Genomic DNA, 17,122 nt, shown 5'->3' on the forward strand with positions numbered 1-17,122 from the left:
ACATAGCGTACTATTTATTGTGATTAATTCCTTATTTTTAGTAAGATAAAACTATTCGGTTTAGTGTCTGCTGACAATTAGTTTCCACTGCTTATGTGTCACGATTAATACACAACATCCAGCTTTGCAAGATGTTGAGTCATTTGCATGATGTACGACGTAGAGGAGCGGAATAGTCAACAATTTCTAACCTAAGTTCGAAATATTATTTATATGAAGGTAACTAGTTTTATGAAACAGTACTTATGGACATTGGACGGTGGTAGATTATCTTATCAAAGCGGAGGAGAGACCATAAATTGGTTATTCCTTCCTGGTGGCCCAGGTCTTGGATCAGAGGCAATTGCAGGTTTAACTGAATTACTGAAAGATAAGATCCCTGGTACTATTTGGCATTTAGATTTGCCCAATGACGGTTCAAATATTTTAAAAGATAAATCCATTTCAAAATTACATCATTCAATTATTCAAGCTACCACAGCATTTAAAAAAGTAATACTAGTAGCACACTCTACTCCTGCAATGTATGTTCAGACGCTACCCGATCTTGAACATATTTTAGATGGCCTTGTATTGATAGGTTCTGCGCCCGACTCATCATGGCAAGAAAGATTTGTTGAATATTGCAAAAATCATACAGATGAAATCATTAGTAAAGCGGAAGAGAAATATGCCGCAAATCCAGATGATGAAAGTTTAAGGCAACTCTTAGTGGCTTGTGCTAAGTATTGCTTTATAAATGAAAAATCATTATATGAAGGAAAAACTCTATTCGAAAAACTACCTATTAACAATACAGCCCACGTTCAATCGTCGGAACTTTTTGATTCTACAAAGTACAAAGCCACCTGGGTACCTCAGAAAATTCCAACCCTAATTGTCACAGGATCTCATGATCATATTACACCTATATCACTCTTTAAAAATAATAATCTCTATCAGAGAAATAATATACTCATAAAGGAAATTGCTAACGCAGGACACTATCCGTGGTTTGAAAACCCTAAAGAAATAATAAATTCATTTGAGAACTTTTGTCGTAAACTCCCAACATAAATGATAAATTAAAACCAATGTGTACTTTATTTTATCATTATGATATTATAAAACCTCATTTTATGATGAATAATGATGATATCTTCTCTGAGTAAGTCAGAGGACTGACATCACTTGCGGGTGTTTAGTTTAATCGCTTTCATTAAACGGGTATATCGTGATTTTTTGGTTTTATATAAACCAAGGAAATAGACGATCCCCGTTCTTCTTTGGTTTAAAAACTTTTTTTAGCAAAACCACAGGAGATTAACATGAGAGCTAAAGAAGATATTTTTGCAAGAAACAATGCAACTTTAACTGCATTAATGGCGATTAAAAGGGTTATTAGCAAACACGCTCAACCCCCTAAATTTATCAAAATAAAGATATTAGAGGAAGCTGGATTAGGTAAAACTCCCGTTTACGTTGTGAGTAACAGAATTGTAGAAATGCAGAATATTAAAGGAGGCATCATACGCAGCGTTGAATATCTTTATAATGAGGATCCAACAAACGATGTTATCAATGCACTGCCTAAAGGAAGTGAAAAGGTTAAGATATTTGGCTCTGAAAAAGAGGCGCAACAGTATGCATTAACAATTTCCAAACGACATTCAGATTTAAGCTTTACCTATGGTTCTTCTATGGATGGTATTGAAGGTAGAGATCCCGTTTGGCATACTCCTTTAATTATTAAAGCTGAAGTTGAATTGAACGTAAAAAGTGATCTTATAGATAATAACGGTAAAATTTCTACCAAGTATTTAAAACTGGTTTCTTTAATACAGCCTGAAGAACTAGAAGAAAAATTACCAACAATTGATTTACAAGAAATCCAAAATCAAAATAGCATGAACTGTACTATTTTCTAAGGTATCAAATAACATGCATGGGAACGTTAACACACTCTCATGCATATTTTTTTGACTGCTGTGTCATTGAGCATCTATAGATAGTTTCAGAAGGAGGCTAATATAAAATCATTAAAGGGCAATTTTAGTGCTAATGGAAATAAATTTGACTTATTATTGTACAGCTCTGTATAATGAGTGTTGTCTGTTTAAGTATTAATTATGTGCAACATTATTTTGTTCACTCGCTTTAATATGGAGTTTTACATGCTAGAAAAATTATTTAAAAGACTGCAAGGTATCAAGCCATTTACGAATCAATTTGATATGTTAATGGAAAGTGGGGAGGCCATTAACGATAAAGGGGAAGCTGTTGGGATGTGTCAACCAATGACAAATCACTATTTAGATTTACTACTAAATAAACAAGATCCAACTCAAGAATTACAAGATGGTAAGCAATTTTTAAAGAAATCCATAATTGAAGAAAATCAAGAGATTGATTTTAGAGGCCAAAATCAAGGTGAAGATGAGCATCATGCTTTTCATAAAAATAAGGTCGAGCATCGAGACGAACACCATTCTCTTAAAAGTTTAACCCCAGAAAAAGTCAGTAAAACTTTAGAAGATAAAGACCATATGTTAATGACATTTGAATTAAATCAAAAAGATAAATATCATCAAGTATATCTTGGAAAGCAAAGTGCATCAAAATGTCGCTTCTTTGATGCAAACCTTAATGGCGGGGAACGAGTAAAACCATGTGAGGAACTTATTCCAGAAGCGATGGAATACCTCAGAAAACACTACTCTCTTGATGAAGACACATCATTTAAACTTGGAATAGGTTGAGATCGATAAAATGCTGTCTTATACTTCTAGCAAAAAATTGTAAAGATTCACTTGATGGCGTCAACTTAAGGGCCAATCTTTACCTCTAGGCACATCGTCACCCTCCGCGAAAGCAGGGGGGTTCAATCAAAAGTCTTGGTATAAAAGCACAATTGTTCTAGAAACAAAGTGCTTACTGTTTGGCAAGTTTTAGACCCTCCGCTTTCGCGGAGGGTGACGCTCTTTCGAAGCTGAGAGTTCCTCGAAACCTTATCTTTTTCTTAAGTTAACGGCATTAAAGGTTCATCCCCTTAGTTGTTTATTAAAACTTAGGGAGGTGGATTTTTAAACTATTTTTGTATACTGCCATAGCAGTTTTATCCTTTGAAGCCAGACATTTGTTAAGGTAGTTTTAAGTAGGATAGATTGACGCAACAAATACCATAAAAGGACTCGCGGGTGTAGCTCCTTACGCGTTATTTGGATAACTTGTTGCGGCAACACAAACTTGTATTTTTATCAAGATATTAGCCTGACGGGTTTCACATAATCTAACAATCGCTTATACAAAATGCTAATTTTAACCGTCAGTTTCTTGTTCATGAATCCAGTACTTTTAATAAATAAAGTATTGTACTGTTATTAATGTTCACATTAAGGTGAATCTGTATATACTCTTCCAATCGCTCCCATAAACACTGTAACTTTAAGCATATTTTTTTGCGATTGCTGGTTCAGGAAACACGTACATCCCTGAATAGGTCTTTGTATCAAACCAAACATGCAAAAACTCATCACTACTGTTTGGAGGATATTCATCTTTGCTCTTAAAATAAAAATTAAAAAGAGTTTCTACTTTCTTGTCTTTAAGAGCAGCTAGGTAGTTTTTTGAATCATTTATTGCCAAAAGATATTCCTCAGTACTCTGATTGGCTGATTTTTCCAATTTATTTGTGACAATAGCGATTCCAGTCGCTAGGGTAAACTGCAAAGTTCTTAATTCCTCTTCACTTCGAGTCATTTTTTTTGAGGCCAAGCTTTCTATAATATAATCAACCAAAGCCTTAGTCGGGCCAGCGAACGTTACTGACAAATCCAACGTATTTTTAACCGGTTTCGTAATCGCTTTATACACTATTGGGAAATATTTAATATCAACAAGCTTTTCAATTAATTCACTATTTTTATCAGTAAAACCCCATTGCGCGTTTTTAAATGGCCAAGCAGTTAACATTAAATCAAACAACATCTTGCTATTATTTTTAATAAACAAAAATAAATCATCAGGGTTAGTAAGAAGAGGAATACAAACTGGCACAGTATGGCTTTCAAGAAGAGAACGATCAAGTAGTCTTTTCGTTTCCTCCTTCGGTAAATCAAGCATATCTTCAGTAATGTCGACTAAGTACGGAAATAATTTTTCATTAGGCGTTAAAGAAAGAAGCGCACAATCCTTTGTGTACACACCTGAACTAGAACCTTGACGTCCCATTATTGTGTCCTTAGGCATCATACATCCCCCCTATATTTATATAATTACCTATGATAAACCGCTTAAAGATATTATCGGCGGTTCTTTACCTGACATCTCACGATCAATTTGCTGACCCATTCGGCGCCCAAAATCATATGCCTCCGCTTTAAATGAAAAGAACTTTGACAACCCAGAATGCATGAATGCTCCTTCATGTTCCCCAGCATCAAAAAAGCTTTTACTAATTTTTGTCTGATGTTGCGATTGTTCCCTATAAAATTGAACGCGTTCCTCATCTGAAAATGTTGGCTTCCACGATTTCGTATGGTGCATATCATCTTTTAAAGCCTGAAATGACTCTTTGGTCAAAGGTGTTTTTTCATGATGCAACGTGATATTTACTGGTGGAACCGTATAACTATCGAACCCCTGCACCTTTGAACATTCCTCATGTAATGCTTTCCTATGTGGACAGTGAAAGTCCTCCGGTGTTTTCGTCCCCAAAAACGCTGACGTAACAATTGAGAACGGAAGGGTGAAAAATAATTTAGGATTCTCAAATTTATAACCTTCTTGCTTTTCTTGAGCCATAGCGCACCCCACTTAAAATACAAACCAACATTTAAAAGCACATCTTAATTAAAAAGATAGCATATGGCTTATATTTTATCCAACCTGATGACTGCATGTGGTGGCCCAGAACTAAGCGCTATCCGTTGATTGAAATTATTTTTTGACTATTAGTGCAACAATTTCTGGATGTAAAGGCTGGGGCTCAATCAGAGACATGGTTTACTTAAGCTCGAGTAGTTGAGGCAGTTTCTAACTTATGAGAATGGCATTCCCATTGATGATACGATATATCATGAGAAAGCTGAATACTAAAGTTCACCGATTGCTTTACACGCTGGATCCAAGCAGTACAAAAACAACAGATGGTGATGTTGTTGCCATTGATGAAAGAACTTAGAAAATCATGAAATTTTTTATCTGTAACATAAATGATGCTCCCCACAATGTGGGGAGCATCATTAAGTTTTGACAAGATTTTAAGTTAAAGAAATAAAGTCCCTAGCCTTCTTTTTTGCCAGTTAATTTTTCTTTAATACGCGCAGCACGTCCAGCCAAGTTACGTAGGTAATAAAGCTTAGCACGACGTACATCACCACGTCTTTTTACAGTAATGCTATCAACAATTGGGCTATAGGTTTGAAACACACGCTCAACACCCACACCATGAGAAATTTTACGAACAGTAAAAGCAGAATTCAAACCACGGTTACGCTTAGCAATGACAACACCTTCAAAAGCTTGTAAGCGTTCACGGTTACCTTCAATTACTTTCACTTGAACCAAAACAGTATCACCTGGATTAAACTCAGGGATTTTCTTACCTTGCATTTGCTCAGCATTCAATTGGTCAATAATATTAGTCATGGACTACTCCTCAAATTGGTTCATCTCCTAGGATTCACCGTGCTCAAACTTAAACTCAACAAGCAATTGCTTGTCTGCTTCACTTAACTGTATTTTTTCAAGTAAATCCGGCCGCTTAAGCCAAGTTTTACCTAGAGATTGTTTTCTTCGCCACAGTTCAATATCCCTGTGGTTACCACCTAATAAAACAGGCGGAACATCTAATCCATCAACCTTTGCCGGTCGAGTGTAATGGGGGCAATCCAGTAAACCATTCATAAATGAATCTTGTTCTGCTGAACCAAGATGCCCAAGACTGCCTGGTATTAAGCGAATAATTGCATCGACAAATACCGTGGCTGCTAACTCTCCACCACTTAAAACAAAATCTCCTAAAGACCATTCTTCATCTACATACTGTTGAAGAATACGCTCATCAATTCCTTCATATCGTCCCGCAATAAAAAGCAGGGGTTGCTTCTCACTTGCCACTTGATTTAAGTCATTTTGGCGAATTACCTTGCCTTGAGGACTTAGATAAATCGTCTTACAATGACTTGGCATTTGGCTTCGCGCCTGCAAAATGGCACCCCTCAAGGGTTCATACATCATAACCATCCCAGGGCCACCGCCATAAGGTTTATCATCTACTTGCCTATAAGGTCTGGAAGACCAATCTCTTGGATTCCAGAAATCAATTTTTACTAACCCTTGCTCTATTGCTCTACCCGATATGCCATAATTCAAAGCATTAAGTATCTCGGGTATTAGGCTAATAACTCCAAGATGAAGCACCACTTAAAAATCCATATCCCAATTAACAGTAATTAATTGCTGGTTGGGATCAATATCTAATACAAATTGGCCAGGTAAGTAAGGGATTAAATGTCTTTTATTACCTTCTACAACCAGCACATCATTAGCACCTGTAGGGATTATTTCAGTGACCGTTCCAAAAGACTCGCCTTGTTGGTTAATCACATTCATACCTATAAGTTGATGCCAGTAATATTCACCAGGCTTCAATTTTGCCAGCTGATCTTGGTGTACTGCAATTTCTATATTAGTAAGATGAGCTACTAATTCACGCTCATGATAACCTTCTATTTGGACAATAATAGATTTATTTTGTACTTCAGCACATAATAATTTAATAGGTTGCCATTTATTATTAATAAAGGCATGCCAATTCGTATACTTCAGAACATTATCACGGGGCTCCGTAAAAGAGTGCACCGTAACAAAACCTTTAACACCATGAGGCCGCCCAAATCTGGCAATTATTATCCAGTTATTCTGATTATCCACGTTAGTTAAGCAGCTTCGCCTTTTTTATTAAATTCTTTGACCAAAGCGCTGACTCGATCAGATAATTTTGCCCCTACTTTTTGCCAGTGGCTTAATTTTTCTGCATCAATATGCAAGCGAATCTCCTGTCCACGTGCGATAGGGTTAAAATAACCAATACGCTCAATATAACTGCCATCGCGACGTTTGCGACTGTCAGTAACGACCATGTGATAAAAAGGACGCTTTTTAGCGCCACCTCTAGATAAACGTATAACGACCATTGTTTTCCTCTATTTTAGAGTGGTTACACATACTTAGTAATCGCACTAAGCATAAAAATGCCGTGTATTGTACGAAAATTAATTCGTCATGTGAAGTAATTCTTGCGAATTATTTAAAATCGTCTGGTAATATTCCTTTTAATCCAGGTATACCACCAATTCCACGCATCATTTTTTGCATTCCACCAGGTTTAGTAAACTTTTTCATCATTTTTTGCATTTGCTCAAATTGCTTTAATAACTTATTTACATCCTGTATCTGTGTTCCTGAGCCTTGTGCAATTCTCTTTTTACGAGAACCGACAATAATTTTAGGAATACGCCGTTCTTTTGGAGTCATCGAATTAATAATAGCAATAGTTTGTGCCATAGCTTTTTCACTAACTTGCTTCATTGCTTGCTGAGGCATCATTTGACTCACACCAGGTAACTTACTCATCATTCCAGCAATACCACCCATATTATTCATTTGCAGTAGTTGTTGCTTAAAATCTTCCAAATCAAAGCTCTTCCCTTTTTTTAATTTTTTAGCAAGTTTTTCACTGGCTTGCTTGTCTGCTTTACGCTCAACTTCTTCAATTAAGGTAAGAATATCACCCATACCAAGAATTCTTGAAGCAACGCGCTCGGGATGAAATGGCTCTAGTGCATCTACTTTTTCACCACTACCAATAAATTTAATGGGGCGCCCAGTAATTTGTTTTACAGAAAGAGCGGCACCACCTCGAGCATCCCCATCTGTTTTAGTTAAGATAACCCCTGTTAATGGAAGTGCCTCATGAAATGCTTTTGCAGTATTCGCAGCATCTTGTCCAGTCATGCTGTCTACAACAAATAGAGTTTCAATTGGGTTTACTGCTTGATGTAATTCTTTGATTTCGGCCATCATATCAGTATCAATATGCAAACGGCCTGCAGTATCAATGAGCAATACATCCATATATTGTTTTTTGGCAGCCTCCAAAGCTTTACGAGCAATCGTTAATGGCTGTTCATTAACTTCTGCGGGGAAGAAGGTAACGCCTATTTGTTCTGCCAATACCTTAAGCTGCTGAATTGCGGCAGGTCGATAAACGTCGACACTAACAACCATTACCTTTTTATTTTCTGATTCTTTTAAATAGCGCGCTAGTTTTGCAGTGCTTGTCGTTTTACCTGAGCCTTGTAATCCTGCCATTAAAAATATAGCTGGAGGTTGGGTCTTAAAGTTGAGCTCGGCACGCTCATCACCCATGACATGCACTAATTCGTCATGTACAATTTTAACAAAAGCTTGATCAGGATTTAAATGAGTTAAAACTTCTTGCCCTAAAGCATTTTGTTTTACTTGCTCTATAAATTCTTTAATAACGGGTAAGGCAACATCTGCTTCAAGCAGTGAAAGTCTGACTTCACGCAAAGCGTGTTGTACATTCTCTTCAGTTAATCGACCTAACCCTCGTAAATTTTTAAAGGTACGGGTTAAACGTTCAGTTAAGGTTTCAAACATAATGTACGGCCCAAAAAAACATTCACTATAGCATAGAGAGGCGATGGTATGAAACTAGCAAATACTGTTTTTATGCAGCCCTATTGATTAGCATAACGTTAAGAAAAAATGCAGAGATTTTCTGACTAAATCATGCTATTTTACAAGACACTCGATATGTAGGTTTCATAATAATTAAAATTTAGGAACATTTTGTTTATTTGTTGCCCTATTATTAAGGGTTCCTTAAGCTTATTTTTTATATAATAAAGCTTCTGCAAGCCCCAAAAAACTGCACTGAAGGACTGCGATGATTGAGAAAAAACATTCACTAACAATTTTCAGTTTGACTATGATTACAGTTGGATCTGTAGATAGCATACGTAATTTACCTGCAACAGCCTTATTTGGTAGTCAATTAATCTTTTATTTTTTTCTAGGCGCATTATTTTTTCTAATTCCTACTGCCTTAGTTTCAGCTGAATTAGCCTCAGGATGGGCAAAACAGGGAGGAATTTATATTTGGGTCAAACAAGCATTTGGAAAAAAAATGGGCTTTTTAGCCATTTGGTTACAATGGATAGAAAATGTCATTTGGTATCCAACAATCCTATCTTTTGTTGCAGGAACTATTGGCTATTTAATTAATCCAGCATTGACGAGTAATCCTTATTTTCTATGGGCTGTCATTGTCAGTTCATTTTGGGGTACTACGATACTAAATCTACGAGGTATGAAATCTTCTGCCATGTTTAGTAATTTATGTTCTCTTGCTGGTTTATTATTGCCTATGTCATTAATTATTGGTCTAGGCTTAGTTTGGATGACTCAAGGCAATCCGTTACAGATTCAATTTGATATTCCAAGTATTGTGCCACACTTAGAAGATAAATCCATGTGGGTATCTCTTACCGCAATTATTATGTCCTTCTGCGGTATAGAAATCGCTACGGTTCATGCGAATGATGTAAAAAATCCGCAACATGCTTTTCCCAAAGTTTTAATTTATTCAGTAGGAATTATTTTGAGTACCTTAATTCTTGGCTCTTTAGCTATTGCAATTGTTTTACCTGGAAAAGACATTAACTTAGTAGCAGGAATTATGCAGGCATTTGAAGCATTTTTTTCAAGTTATCATATGTCTTGGATGATGCCCGTAGTGGCAGTCATGTTAGTTTTAGGAGGACTTGGGGGAGTAAGCAACTGGATTATTGCACCTACGAAAGGATTATTAGTTGCTGCCGAGGATGGAAACTTACCTGATTATTTCCAACGTACTAATGCAAAGGGAGCTCCCGCAGTTATGTTATATACTCAAGCCACCATTGTTACTGTGCTCTCAGGATTATTTTTGTTTATGCCTAGTGTGAATGGATCTTATTGGCTATTAACAGCATTGGCGGCTCAATTGTACATGCTAATGTATTTTATTATGTTTATAGCTGCAATTAAATTACGTCTGTCAGAACCTGAGCATCATCGACCCTTTAAAATTCCTGGTGGATTAGCCGGAATGCTATTTGTAGCAGGCATAGGTATTATTGGTGTATGCGCTACTTTAGGAGTAAGTTTTATTCCACCAGAGGGTATTAATGTAGGTAGTTTAGTCCGTTATGAATTGACTCTAATTGGGGGGTTAATTTTAATGTGTTCGCCACCCTTTATAAGTTCATGGATACAAGGGAAAACAACAGAAATGGAGCCCATTTTGGATTAAGCAGGGTCTTTATTGCTATGTTACTTGAACCCGATGAGTTGCTCAATCAATTAATTGATCGACTCCCTGAGTTAGAATGGAAAATAAATAGTTTAGGCATGCCTTTTTTAAGTCATCGCTTACCTAGAGGATTATTTCGTACTACTTCAGAGTCAACTGCTGCAATGTTTATTGCTGAAATTAAAGCAGACATACATGCATTATCCAAACAAACGAACAAACGTAGTGCCTTTTACTTAGCGGAATGTATTCGTCAAAAGATCAATGTGTTAGTGGTCTTATGCCAAATACATCATCGAAAAAAGGAGCCCGAGGGAAAAAATTATTTTGGCATCAAAATGTTAGGTACCCGGCAACAATGGATAAATGATCTTGAAATAGAAATCAAAGCTTTATCGACCCAACAGCAAGCAATGATAAAAAGTTTAGCACAATTACAGCATCGACAAGACTCTAATTCACTTTTGAATTTAAAAGCTGAATTAGGAGAAGTCGAACGACGTTTAACGGTAGCAAAAGAAACATTAAATCGAGCTGTCTCCTTCTAGAAAAAAACTCATTGTTTTTTATAGAACGGTTATCTGAGATCTTTTTCTAAATTAAGTAATGAGTTAAATTAGGAGCGCCTATTTGGCCTTACATTAAAATAATTACTTAACCTTACTATGTTGTTATGTTACCCCATAAGAATGAGTAATTAAAAAAGGAGCTCTTTCAAATGTCAGATAAATTTACTCATATTACTAAAGATATCAGCACTCAATTAGCTAAAATGCGCAAAGAAATGCCAGAAGTAATGTCTGGATTTTCAGCCCTAGCTCAAGCTGCAACTAAAGATGGTGCTTTAGATAAAAAAACTAAAGAATTAATTGCTATGGCTTTAGCTGTTGCAAAACAATGTCCCGGTTGCATTGGCTTCCACTCTCAAACTTTAATAAAACTACAAGCTACTCGCGAAGAACTTTTAGAAACCTTGGGAATGGCTGTTTACATGGGAGGTGGACCATCTCTAATGTACGCAGCAGAAGCTTTAGAAGCATTTGATGAGTTTAGTAAATAAAATAGAATCTTTATAAAGCAAAAGAGTGGCTAAGATTTTCCGCTATAAAAATCTTAGCCACTCCTCTTTTTTTACAGACAGTTATGAATCCATAACAAACCTGTTCTTTGATTAGGATTAACCAATTACCTCAAATCAGAGCAGCTAAACGACACGCTTGATCAATAGCATGGCGTGCATCCAACTCCAATGCTTTATACGCTCCGCCTACTAAATGGACAATTTTTTTTGCCTCTTTTAACGGGGTAAACAGTTCCATTAACTCGACTTGTCCGGCACAGATCACCACTGTATCAACCGCTATAACTTGGGAGGTTTCATCAATGCGTATGTGTAACCCTTGATCATCAATAGCATCATAACTCACCCCAGAAATCATTTTAACATGCTTGTGTTTTAGACTTGCGCGATGAATCCAACCGGTTGTTTTTCCCAAGCGTTTACCCATTTTTTCATTTTTGCGCTGTAATAAATAAACTTCACGTGGGCTGGGCGTACTTTCAGGAGGCTTAATCCCACCTCGATATTTGCCATATACATCAATACCCCATTCATTATAAAACTGTTCTTTAGAAGCCTGATGTTCATGAGTTAAAAATTCAGCTACATCAAAACCAATCCCGCCCGCGCCAATGATTGCAACTCGCTTACCTGCTTCCTTTTTTCCAGTAATTACATCAATATAACTGGCGACGCTGGGATGATCGATGCCTGGAATTTCTGGAATTCGCGGCTTAATGCCACTCGCCAAAACTACTTCATCAAAATCCAGCAAATGCTCCACTGTTGCTTCTGTATTTAAGTGAATTGTTACCTCAAATTTCTGTAATTGATAAGTAAAATAATCCAGTGTGTGTTGAAAAATTTCTTTGCCTGGGATTTTTTTTGCTAAATTAAATTGTCCACCTAGTTGCGCATTCTTTTCAAATAAAGTTACCTTATGCCCACGTTCAGCAGCAACCGCGGCAAAAGCCAACCCTGCAGGACCAGAACCTACTACAGCAACTGATTTGGGTTCTGCAGTAACCTCATAAACCAATTCAGTTTCATTACATGCTCGAGGATTCACCAAGCAAGAGGCAGTTTTGTTCACGAAAACGCGATCAAGGCAAGCCTGATTGCATGCGATGCATACATTGATTGCTTCACTTTCACCTTTTTTGGCTTTTTCCGCAAATAAAGGATCTGCCAAAAAAGGTCTGGCCATAGAGATCATATCAGCAACGCCTGACTCAATTAATTGATTGGCTAATTCCGGGGTATTAATACGATTAGAAGTAATCACAGGTATTTTCACTTCTGGTTTTAAATGCTGGGTTAAATGAGTAAATGCAGCTTCAGGAACCATAGTTGCAATAGTCGGAATCCGTGCCTCATGCCAGCCAATACCCGTATTAATTAAAGTTGCACCAGCCTCTTCTATGGCTTTAGCAAGAATCACAATTTCTTCCCAATTACTACCGTTAGCAATTAAATCAAGCATGGACAAACGAAAAATTATAATAAATTTCTCACCCACTGCTTCGCGTACTCCCCGTACTATTTCAATAGGAAAACGAATACGATTACTATAACTACCACCCCATTCATCTTGACGTTGGTTGGTATGAGTAACAATGAACTGATTGATTAAATAGCCTTCACTACCCATAATTTCAATCCCATCATAACCAGCCAATTGAGCAAGTCGGGCACAACGGGCAAAATGTTTGATGGTTTTTTTAATTCGATATTTACTCATTACCCAGGGTTTAAATGGGCTAATCGGTGATTTGATTCCGCTAGGAGCAACAATAAAAGGATGAAAACCATAACGTCCAGCATGTAAGGCCTGCAGAATAATTTTGCCTCCTGCCTCATGCACTGTATGAGTGATTAATTCATGCCGTTGTTGTTCTTTGCTGTTTGTCAATTTAGCAGAAAAAGGAGCCAAACGCCCTGCTCGATCTGGTGCAAAACCACCAGTGGTAATTAATCCTACACCGCCAAGAGCTCTTTCTCTGTAAAATTGGGCTAACCGATTTAAACTGTCCTTATCTTCTTCAAGACCAGTATGCATCGATCCCATTAATAAACGATTTTTTAATTGAGTAAAACCTAAATCCAAAGACTGAAATAAGGCTTTAAACGGAGTGTTATCAATTCTCAATTCCATGAGCATTTCGCCAAAAACTTCAAAATAAAAAGTATAAACCCTGTTTGAAGCTTTTTACAGAGAATTAATTAACAACTTTAAAGTTATAAAGAAAACTATTCTATTTTGAGAGGTGTCTTGTAAGTTATAGAAGGCCCTGCTTGAGAACGGCTAGCAATAAAAGCACCAAATAAAGTAATACTGCATCCAATCAAAGAAAGAAGTGAAGGTTGTTCATGTAATAATAAAAATCCCATTAAAGTAGATACAATAGGAAGTGCATATAAAGTAATAGAAGCTTTGGAAGCGGATAAATATTTCAATGCATATCCCCAAGCCAGATAAGCAATGGCTGCGGGGAAAATTCCCATATAAACAACTGCTATGGTAGTCTGAATATTGGCAATCTTGATTTGCAGCAGTAAATCAGGTAGAAAAATAACCAACAATAAAGTCCCACCCCACATTACCCAAGCAATAATCGCAACTGGATGATAAACACGTACAAATTGCTTTTGCACAATTGTTAAAATAGCGCCCATTAAAGCAGAAATTAAAATCGCTAAAACGCCTTGTTGCATTCCTGGAACTGACTGTTCGCCAACCATTAATAGCACCAGACCTAATATACTAATTAAGATACCATACCAAACACTACGGTTTAGTTTTTCTTGCAAAAAGATAAGCGATAAAACCACGGTCATCACAGGCATAAAACCAATCACAAAGCTGGCTATCCCCGCAGAAACACTAAGTTCACCATAATTTAAACAAATATTATAAATGCCTATTCCAGCCATTCCTGCAATAAGCAACTGGATACGATCTTTCCATGCAACTCGTTTTTTTATGCCTAAGCTATAGTAAATAATTAAAAGACAAAGTGATGCGATCATAAATCGCAATAGTGCAAGTGCTCCTGGCGAATAATCTGCTAATCCTATTCGTATTCCAATAAATGCTGAAGCCCACAAGATAATTGCAATAATAACAACAAAAACCACTTTGAAAGACTGCATCATTTACATCCGTACAAAATAAATGTACTTATTTTAGCAGAATTTAGAATAACGTTGGTATAAATGAGCCATTTCACCAACATACTTAATATACAAACATTGAGTTTTTGTTGCAGTAAAGGCTCTTGGGTAAAATCATCCATTATTCAATCTTTGAAAAGAAAAAGGGAATAATAAAAAAGTTAATACTTATCAATCATTCAGAAACTCACAGAGTAATCGTTGGAAATGATGAGTTCCCTGTTCTTTTGTGGCTGAAAATCGCCCTGAATCATAAAAGCGTGAACGAATTCCTTTTTGAACTGATTCAACCACAGCCTCATCCTCACGCTCAACCTTATCCAAATCACCACCTGCACCTTTACCTAATTTAGTCTCATCCAGGACATAAGTTAAAAACGATACTTTAGTCAATTCAGGTCCTAATGGTTTTACTACATTTACTGAACATCCCCAAGGATAAAAATTAAGCATTGTATTAGGAAAAATCCAGTAGTAATAAGCAGCTACTTGTTTTCCATAGTCTGGTGAGTCTTTTGGCAAAATAAAATGTTCCTCACCGTGGCTCGCTAAAGCCAATTGTAAATTACAATAACGATAAAGTTCTGTTGTATAAGTGGAGCAATCAATCACTTGTCTCAATGAATGATGCACAAATGGGATATGCAGTGCCTCAAGATAATTTTCACAGTATAATGCCCAATGAGCTTTGACGAGATAATCGCGCGAGCAATTACTATCAAGACGCATTTTTTCCATAGGTAACCAGAAAAGACGCTCTTTAATATCACTAAAAACTTCACTAAAAGACACTTTCGGGGCTAAAGAAGCAAAAAGAAATGGCTCAAAACAATCAAATGAAATCTGCGCTAAACTATCTTTTGTTGATGGAAAATTACACGTTTTCTCAAATCCAGGCATGTGCAAAAATTCACCACAAAGATTAAATCTTCGACCATGATAAGAACATTTTATTTTTTCTGCTGAGCAAGGAGCATCAATAAGAAGATTACCTCTATGGGTACAAACATTACTTAGGCAATGCAGTTTATTCTGTTCATCACGAACGAATAATAAAGGCTCATCGAGTAGTCCTGGTAATAAAGTAAAAGGAACAAGTTGTTTATTCAAACGTAAGCTTTCAGTACTGAAACAAAACTGCCATGTTTTTGCAAATATTTTTTCTTTTACTTGCTCATACCAATCTAAAGAAGTATAAAAATGTGCGGGTAAAGTAGATGCTTTTTCGATATCTGGATCGACAAACAGCTTATTCATAACCAATGTCCTTATAGATACTTTTGTCCTTACTTCATTAATGTGAACTCGACAATAAAAATACATCATGTTTATATCGAACTGCCCCTGCTCCTTCCATATCAATCAACGCATCCTACTTTGTTAGGGCAAGCATCATCATACCGTTATCAGCAAAATTCTCAGGGCGTTTATTCATAACACATTGACAGGATCATATTCAACAAGAAAAAAGAGCATTCCTCTTGCGCGTTAGAATCGCTTTAAAAAGGATTTTTTTTGAAACATGAAGACTAATCGCAGTCAATTTGCAAAAAATCTTGGCATTTGCGTTTTTATAAACTACTTTTAAATAAGGGCCTACAGAGGATAATTTGATGGATGACCCTTTTTCTGCGCTTAAAACAGCATTAGAGTCCGCATTTCATTCCGTACCAACGAGAAACGGTAAATATACTTATCCTGAAATCCAGCATTTAAAAGAAGCCTGCGTCAATTACAACATGGGGCAAAAAGTAACGTTTATTCATTTGGTAAAAGCAATAGGAGCAGCATTGCCTCACTTTGAGAAACTAAGAGTTAATTTCGAAGCTGTAAAAACTTCGCTTGATTTAATGGCGGCAGCACATCAAATGCCCCGAGTTAATTGGGATAAATTTTTGCCTCACTCTAAGACTTCATCAAGATTTCCCTTTAATGCCCTAGCTGTTAAGCAGCAAGATGCTGAACTTATCCCTTGGCTAAATATCCAATCAGGAAAAGTATTCACCCAATTTGCATCAAGTGAACAAACTCTTATCTTAATTGCACATAGAGAGCATCTTGGCTTTAGTCAAAAATTAAGAGCACATTTAGAAAAAGATCCAGGGTTTTTATCCCGTTTGATTATGAAATCAGAAAGTGATTTCATTAAAATTGCTAATACGCGTCTCATCCTTTACTTAACTGATGAACAGATAGCTAGCGCAATAATCAAGTACTTACCTAATTTGCTACAAGAATGCCCAAACACATTCATGCAAGTAGAGCAATTAGTGGATAAAATCAATGAAATATTATCTAACGGGCGCTCTATTTCGACTCTTTTGCGTAATGCGGAAGCCAAATCAATTTTGGAAGGTTCGGAATTTTTTCGTATCTATCAAACAGATGAATACAAAAATCGCCAGCAACCACCAATACTCACAGCCGAAGAGGATCATTTAAAGCCTAAATTATAAATCCAACTCTATGCCCACACATCCACAGAGGCTGATAATCTTGAGAAAACTCTATATCCCGTGAACAAA

The 17,122-nt window shown here is 36.6% G+C and carries 17 protein-coding genes; 7 read left to right on the top strand and 10 right to left on the bottom strand.

What is annotated here, in order from left to right; translation table 11 throughout:
- The first annotated feature begins 231 nt into the window (after nt 1-231).
- The 3 genes from Lsan_RS19190 to Lsan_RS19200 all read left to right on the top strand — a co-directional run bounded on the left by Lsan_RS19190 (nt 232) and on the right by Lsan_RS19200 (nt 2,738).
- Entirely contained in the window at nt 232-1,056 is an 825-nt protein-coding gene (locus Lsan_RS19190; RefSeq protein WP_058515712.1) for an alpha/beta fold hydrolase, read from the top strand.
- A 251-nt stretch (nt 1,057-1,307) separates the two neighbouring features.
- Entirely contained in the window at nt 1,308-1,907 is a 600-nt protein-coding gene (locus Lsan_RS19195) for a hypothetical protein (protein ID WP_058515713.1), read from the top strand.
- A gap of 246 nt (nt 1,908-2,153) precedes the next feature.
- Nucleotides 2,154-2,738, top strand: coding sequence for a hypothetical protein (locus Lsan_RS19200; RefSeq protein ID WP_058515714.1), 585 nt, complete (start codon nt 2,154-2,156; stop codon nt 2,736-2,738).
- 685 nt (nt 2,739-3,423) lie between these two features.
- Here the strand turns inward: Lsan_RS19200 and Lsan_RS19205 are convergent.
- The 7 genes from Lsan_RS19205 to ffh form a co-directional block, all read right to left on the bottom strand.
- A complete protein-coding gene (locus Lsan_RS19205; RefSeq protein WP_058515715.1) occupies nt 3,424-4,230 on the bottom strand; it encodes a hypothetical protein in 807 nt (268 codons plus the stop codon).
- A 27-nt stretch (nt 4,231-4,257) separates the two neighbouring features.
- Nucleotides 4,258-4,782, bottom strand: coding sequence for a hypothetical protein (locus Lsan_RS19210; RefSeq protein WP_058515716.1), 525 nt, complete (start codon nt 4,780-4,782; stop codon nt 4,258-4,260).
- A gap of 480 nt (nt 4,783-5,262) precedes the next feature.
- On the bottom strand, nt 5,263-5,628 hold the full coding sequence (gene rplS / locus Lsan_RS19215; protein ID WP_058515717.1) for a 50S ribosomal protein L19: 366 nt from the start codon (nt 5,626-5,628) through the stop codon (nt 5,263-5,265).
- Nucleotides 5,629-5,655: 27 nt separating this feature from the next.
- Nucleotides 5,656-6,405, bottom strand: a complete 750-nt coding sequence (trmD, locus tag Lsan_RS19220) for a tRNA (guanosine(37)-N1)-methyltransferase TrmD (protein ID WP_058515718.1) — start codon at nt 6,403-6,405, stop codon at nt 5,656-5,658.
- Entirely contained in the window at nt 6,406-6,915 is a 510-nt protein-coding gene (rimM, locus tag Lsan_RS19225; RefSeq protein WP_058515719.1) for a ribosome maturation factor RimM, read from the bottom strand.
- A 5-nt stretch (nt 6,916-6,920) separates the two neighbouring features.
- Entirely contained in the window at nt 6,921-7,178 is a 258-nt protein-coding gene (gene rpsP, locus Lsan_RS19230; protein WP_058464795.1) for a 30S ribosomal protein S16, read from the bottom strand.
- A 109-nt stretch (nt 7,179-7,287) separates the two neighbouring features.
- The gene (gene ffh / locus Lsan_RS19235; RefSeq protein ID WP_058515720.1) at nt 7,288-8,667 is read right to left on the bottom strand and encodes a signal recognition particle protein; all 1,380 of its coding nucleotides are present in this window, start codon (nt 8,665-8,667) and stop codon (nt 7,288-7,290) included.
- A gap of 289 nt (nt 8,668-8,956) precedes the next feature.
- Here ffh and Lsan_RS19240 point away from each other — a divergent pair, with 289 nt between their 5' ends.
- The 3 genes from Lsan_RS19240 (at nt 8,957) to Lsan_RS19250 (ending at nt 11,423) form a co-directional block, all read left to right on the top strand.
- Nucleotides 8,957-10,363 (top strand): APC family permease, encoded by a 1,407-nt coding sequence (locus Lsan_RS19240; protein WP_058515721.1) that lies wholly within the window; start codon nt 8,957-8,959, stop codon nt 10,361-10,363.
- Between the two features lie 17 nt (nt 10,364-10,380).
- On the top strand, nt 10,381-10,911 hold the full coding sequence (locus Lsan_RS19245) for a hypothetical protein (protein ID WP_058515722.1): 531 nt from the start codon (nt 10,381-10,383) through the stop codon (nt 10,909-10,911).
- 170 nt (nt 10,912-11,081) lie between these two features.
- Nucleotides 11,082-11,423 carry a carboxymuconolactone decarboxylase family protein gene (locus Lsan_RS19250; RefSeq protein WP_058515723.1) on the top strand — a complete coding sequence of 114 codons (342 nt, stop codon included), beginning with the start codon at nt 11,082-11,084 and terminating at the stop codon, nt 11,421-11,423.
- Nucleotides 11,424-11,553: 130 nt separating this feature from the next.
- On the opposite strand, the gene Lsan_RS19255 is transcribed toward Lsan_RS19250, so the two are convergent.
- The 3 genes from Lsan_RS19255 to Lsan_RS19265 form a co-directional block, all read right to left on the bottom strand.
- Nucleotides 11,554-13,578, bottom strand: coding sequence for an NADPH-dependent 2,4-dienoyl-CoA reductase (locus Lsan_RS19255; protein WP_058515724.1), 2,025 nt, complete (start codon nt 13,576-13,578; stop codon nt 11,554-11,556).
- A 95-nt stretch (nt 13,579-13,673) separates the two neighbouring features.
- On the bottom strand, nt 13,674-14,579 hold the full coding sequence (locus tag Lsan_RS19260; protein ID WP_237762216.1) for a DMT family transporter: 906 nt from the start codon (nt 14,577-14,579) through the stop codon (nt 13,674-13,676).
- Between the two features lie 189 nt (nt 14,580-14,768).
- A complete protein-coding gene (locus tag Lsan_RS19265; protein WP_058515726.1) occupies nt 14,769-15,854 on the bottom strand; it encodes an SRPBCC family protein in 1,086 nt (361 codons plus the stop codon).
- Nucleotides 15,855-16,210: 356 nt separating this feature from the next.
- Between Lsan_RS19265 and Lsan_RS19270 the strand changes: the two genes are divergently transcribed.
- A complete protein-coding gene (locus Lsan_RS19270; protein ID WP_058515727.1) occupies nt 16,211-17,053 on the top strand; it encodes a hypothetical protein in 843 nt (280 codons plus the stop codon).
- Nucleotides 17,054-17,122 lie beyond the last annotated feature (69 nt).

The organism is Legionella santicrucis, from assembly GCF_001468135.1.
GTDB classification, from domain to species: Bacteria; Pseudomonadota; Gammaproteobacteria; order Legionellales; family Legionellaceae; genus Legionella; species Legionella santicrucis.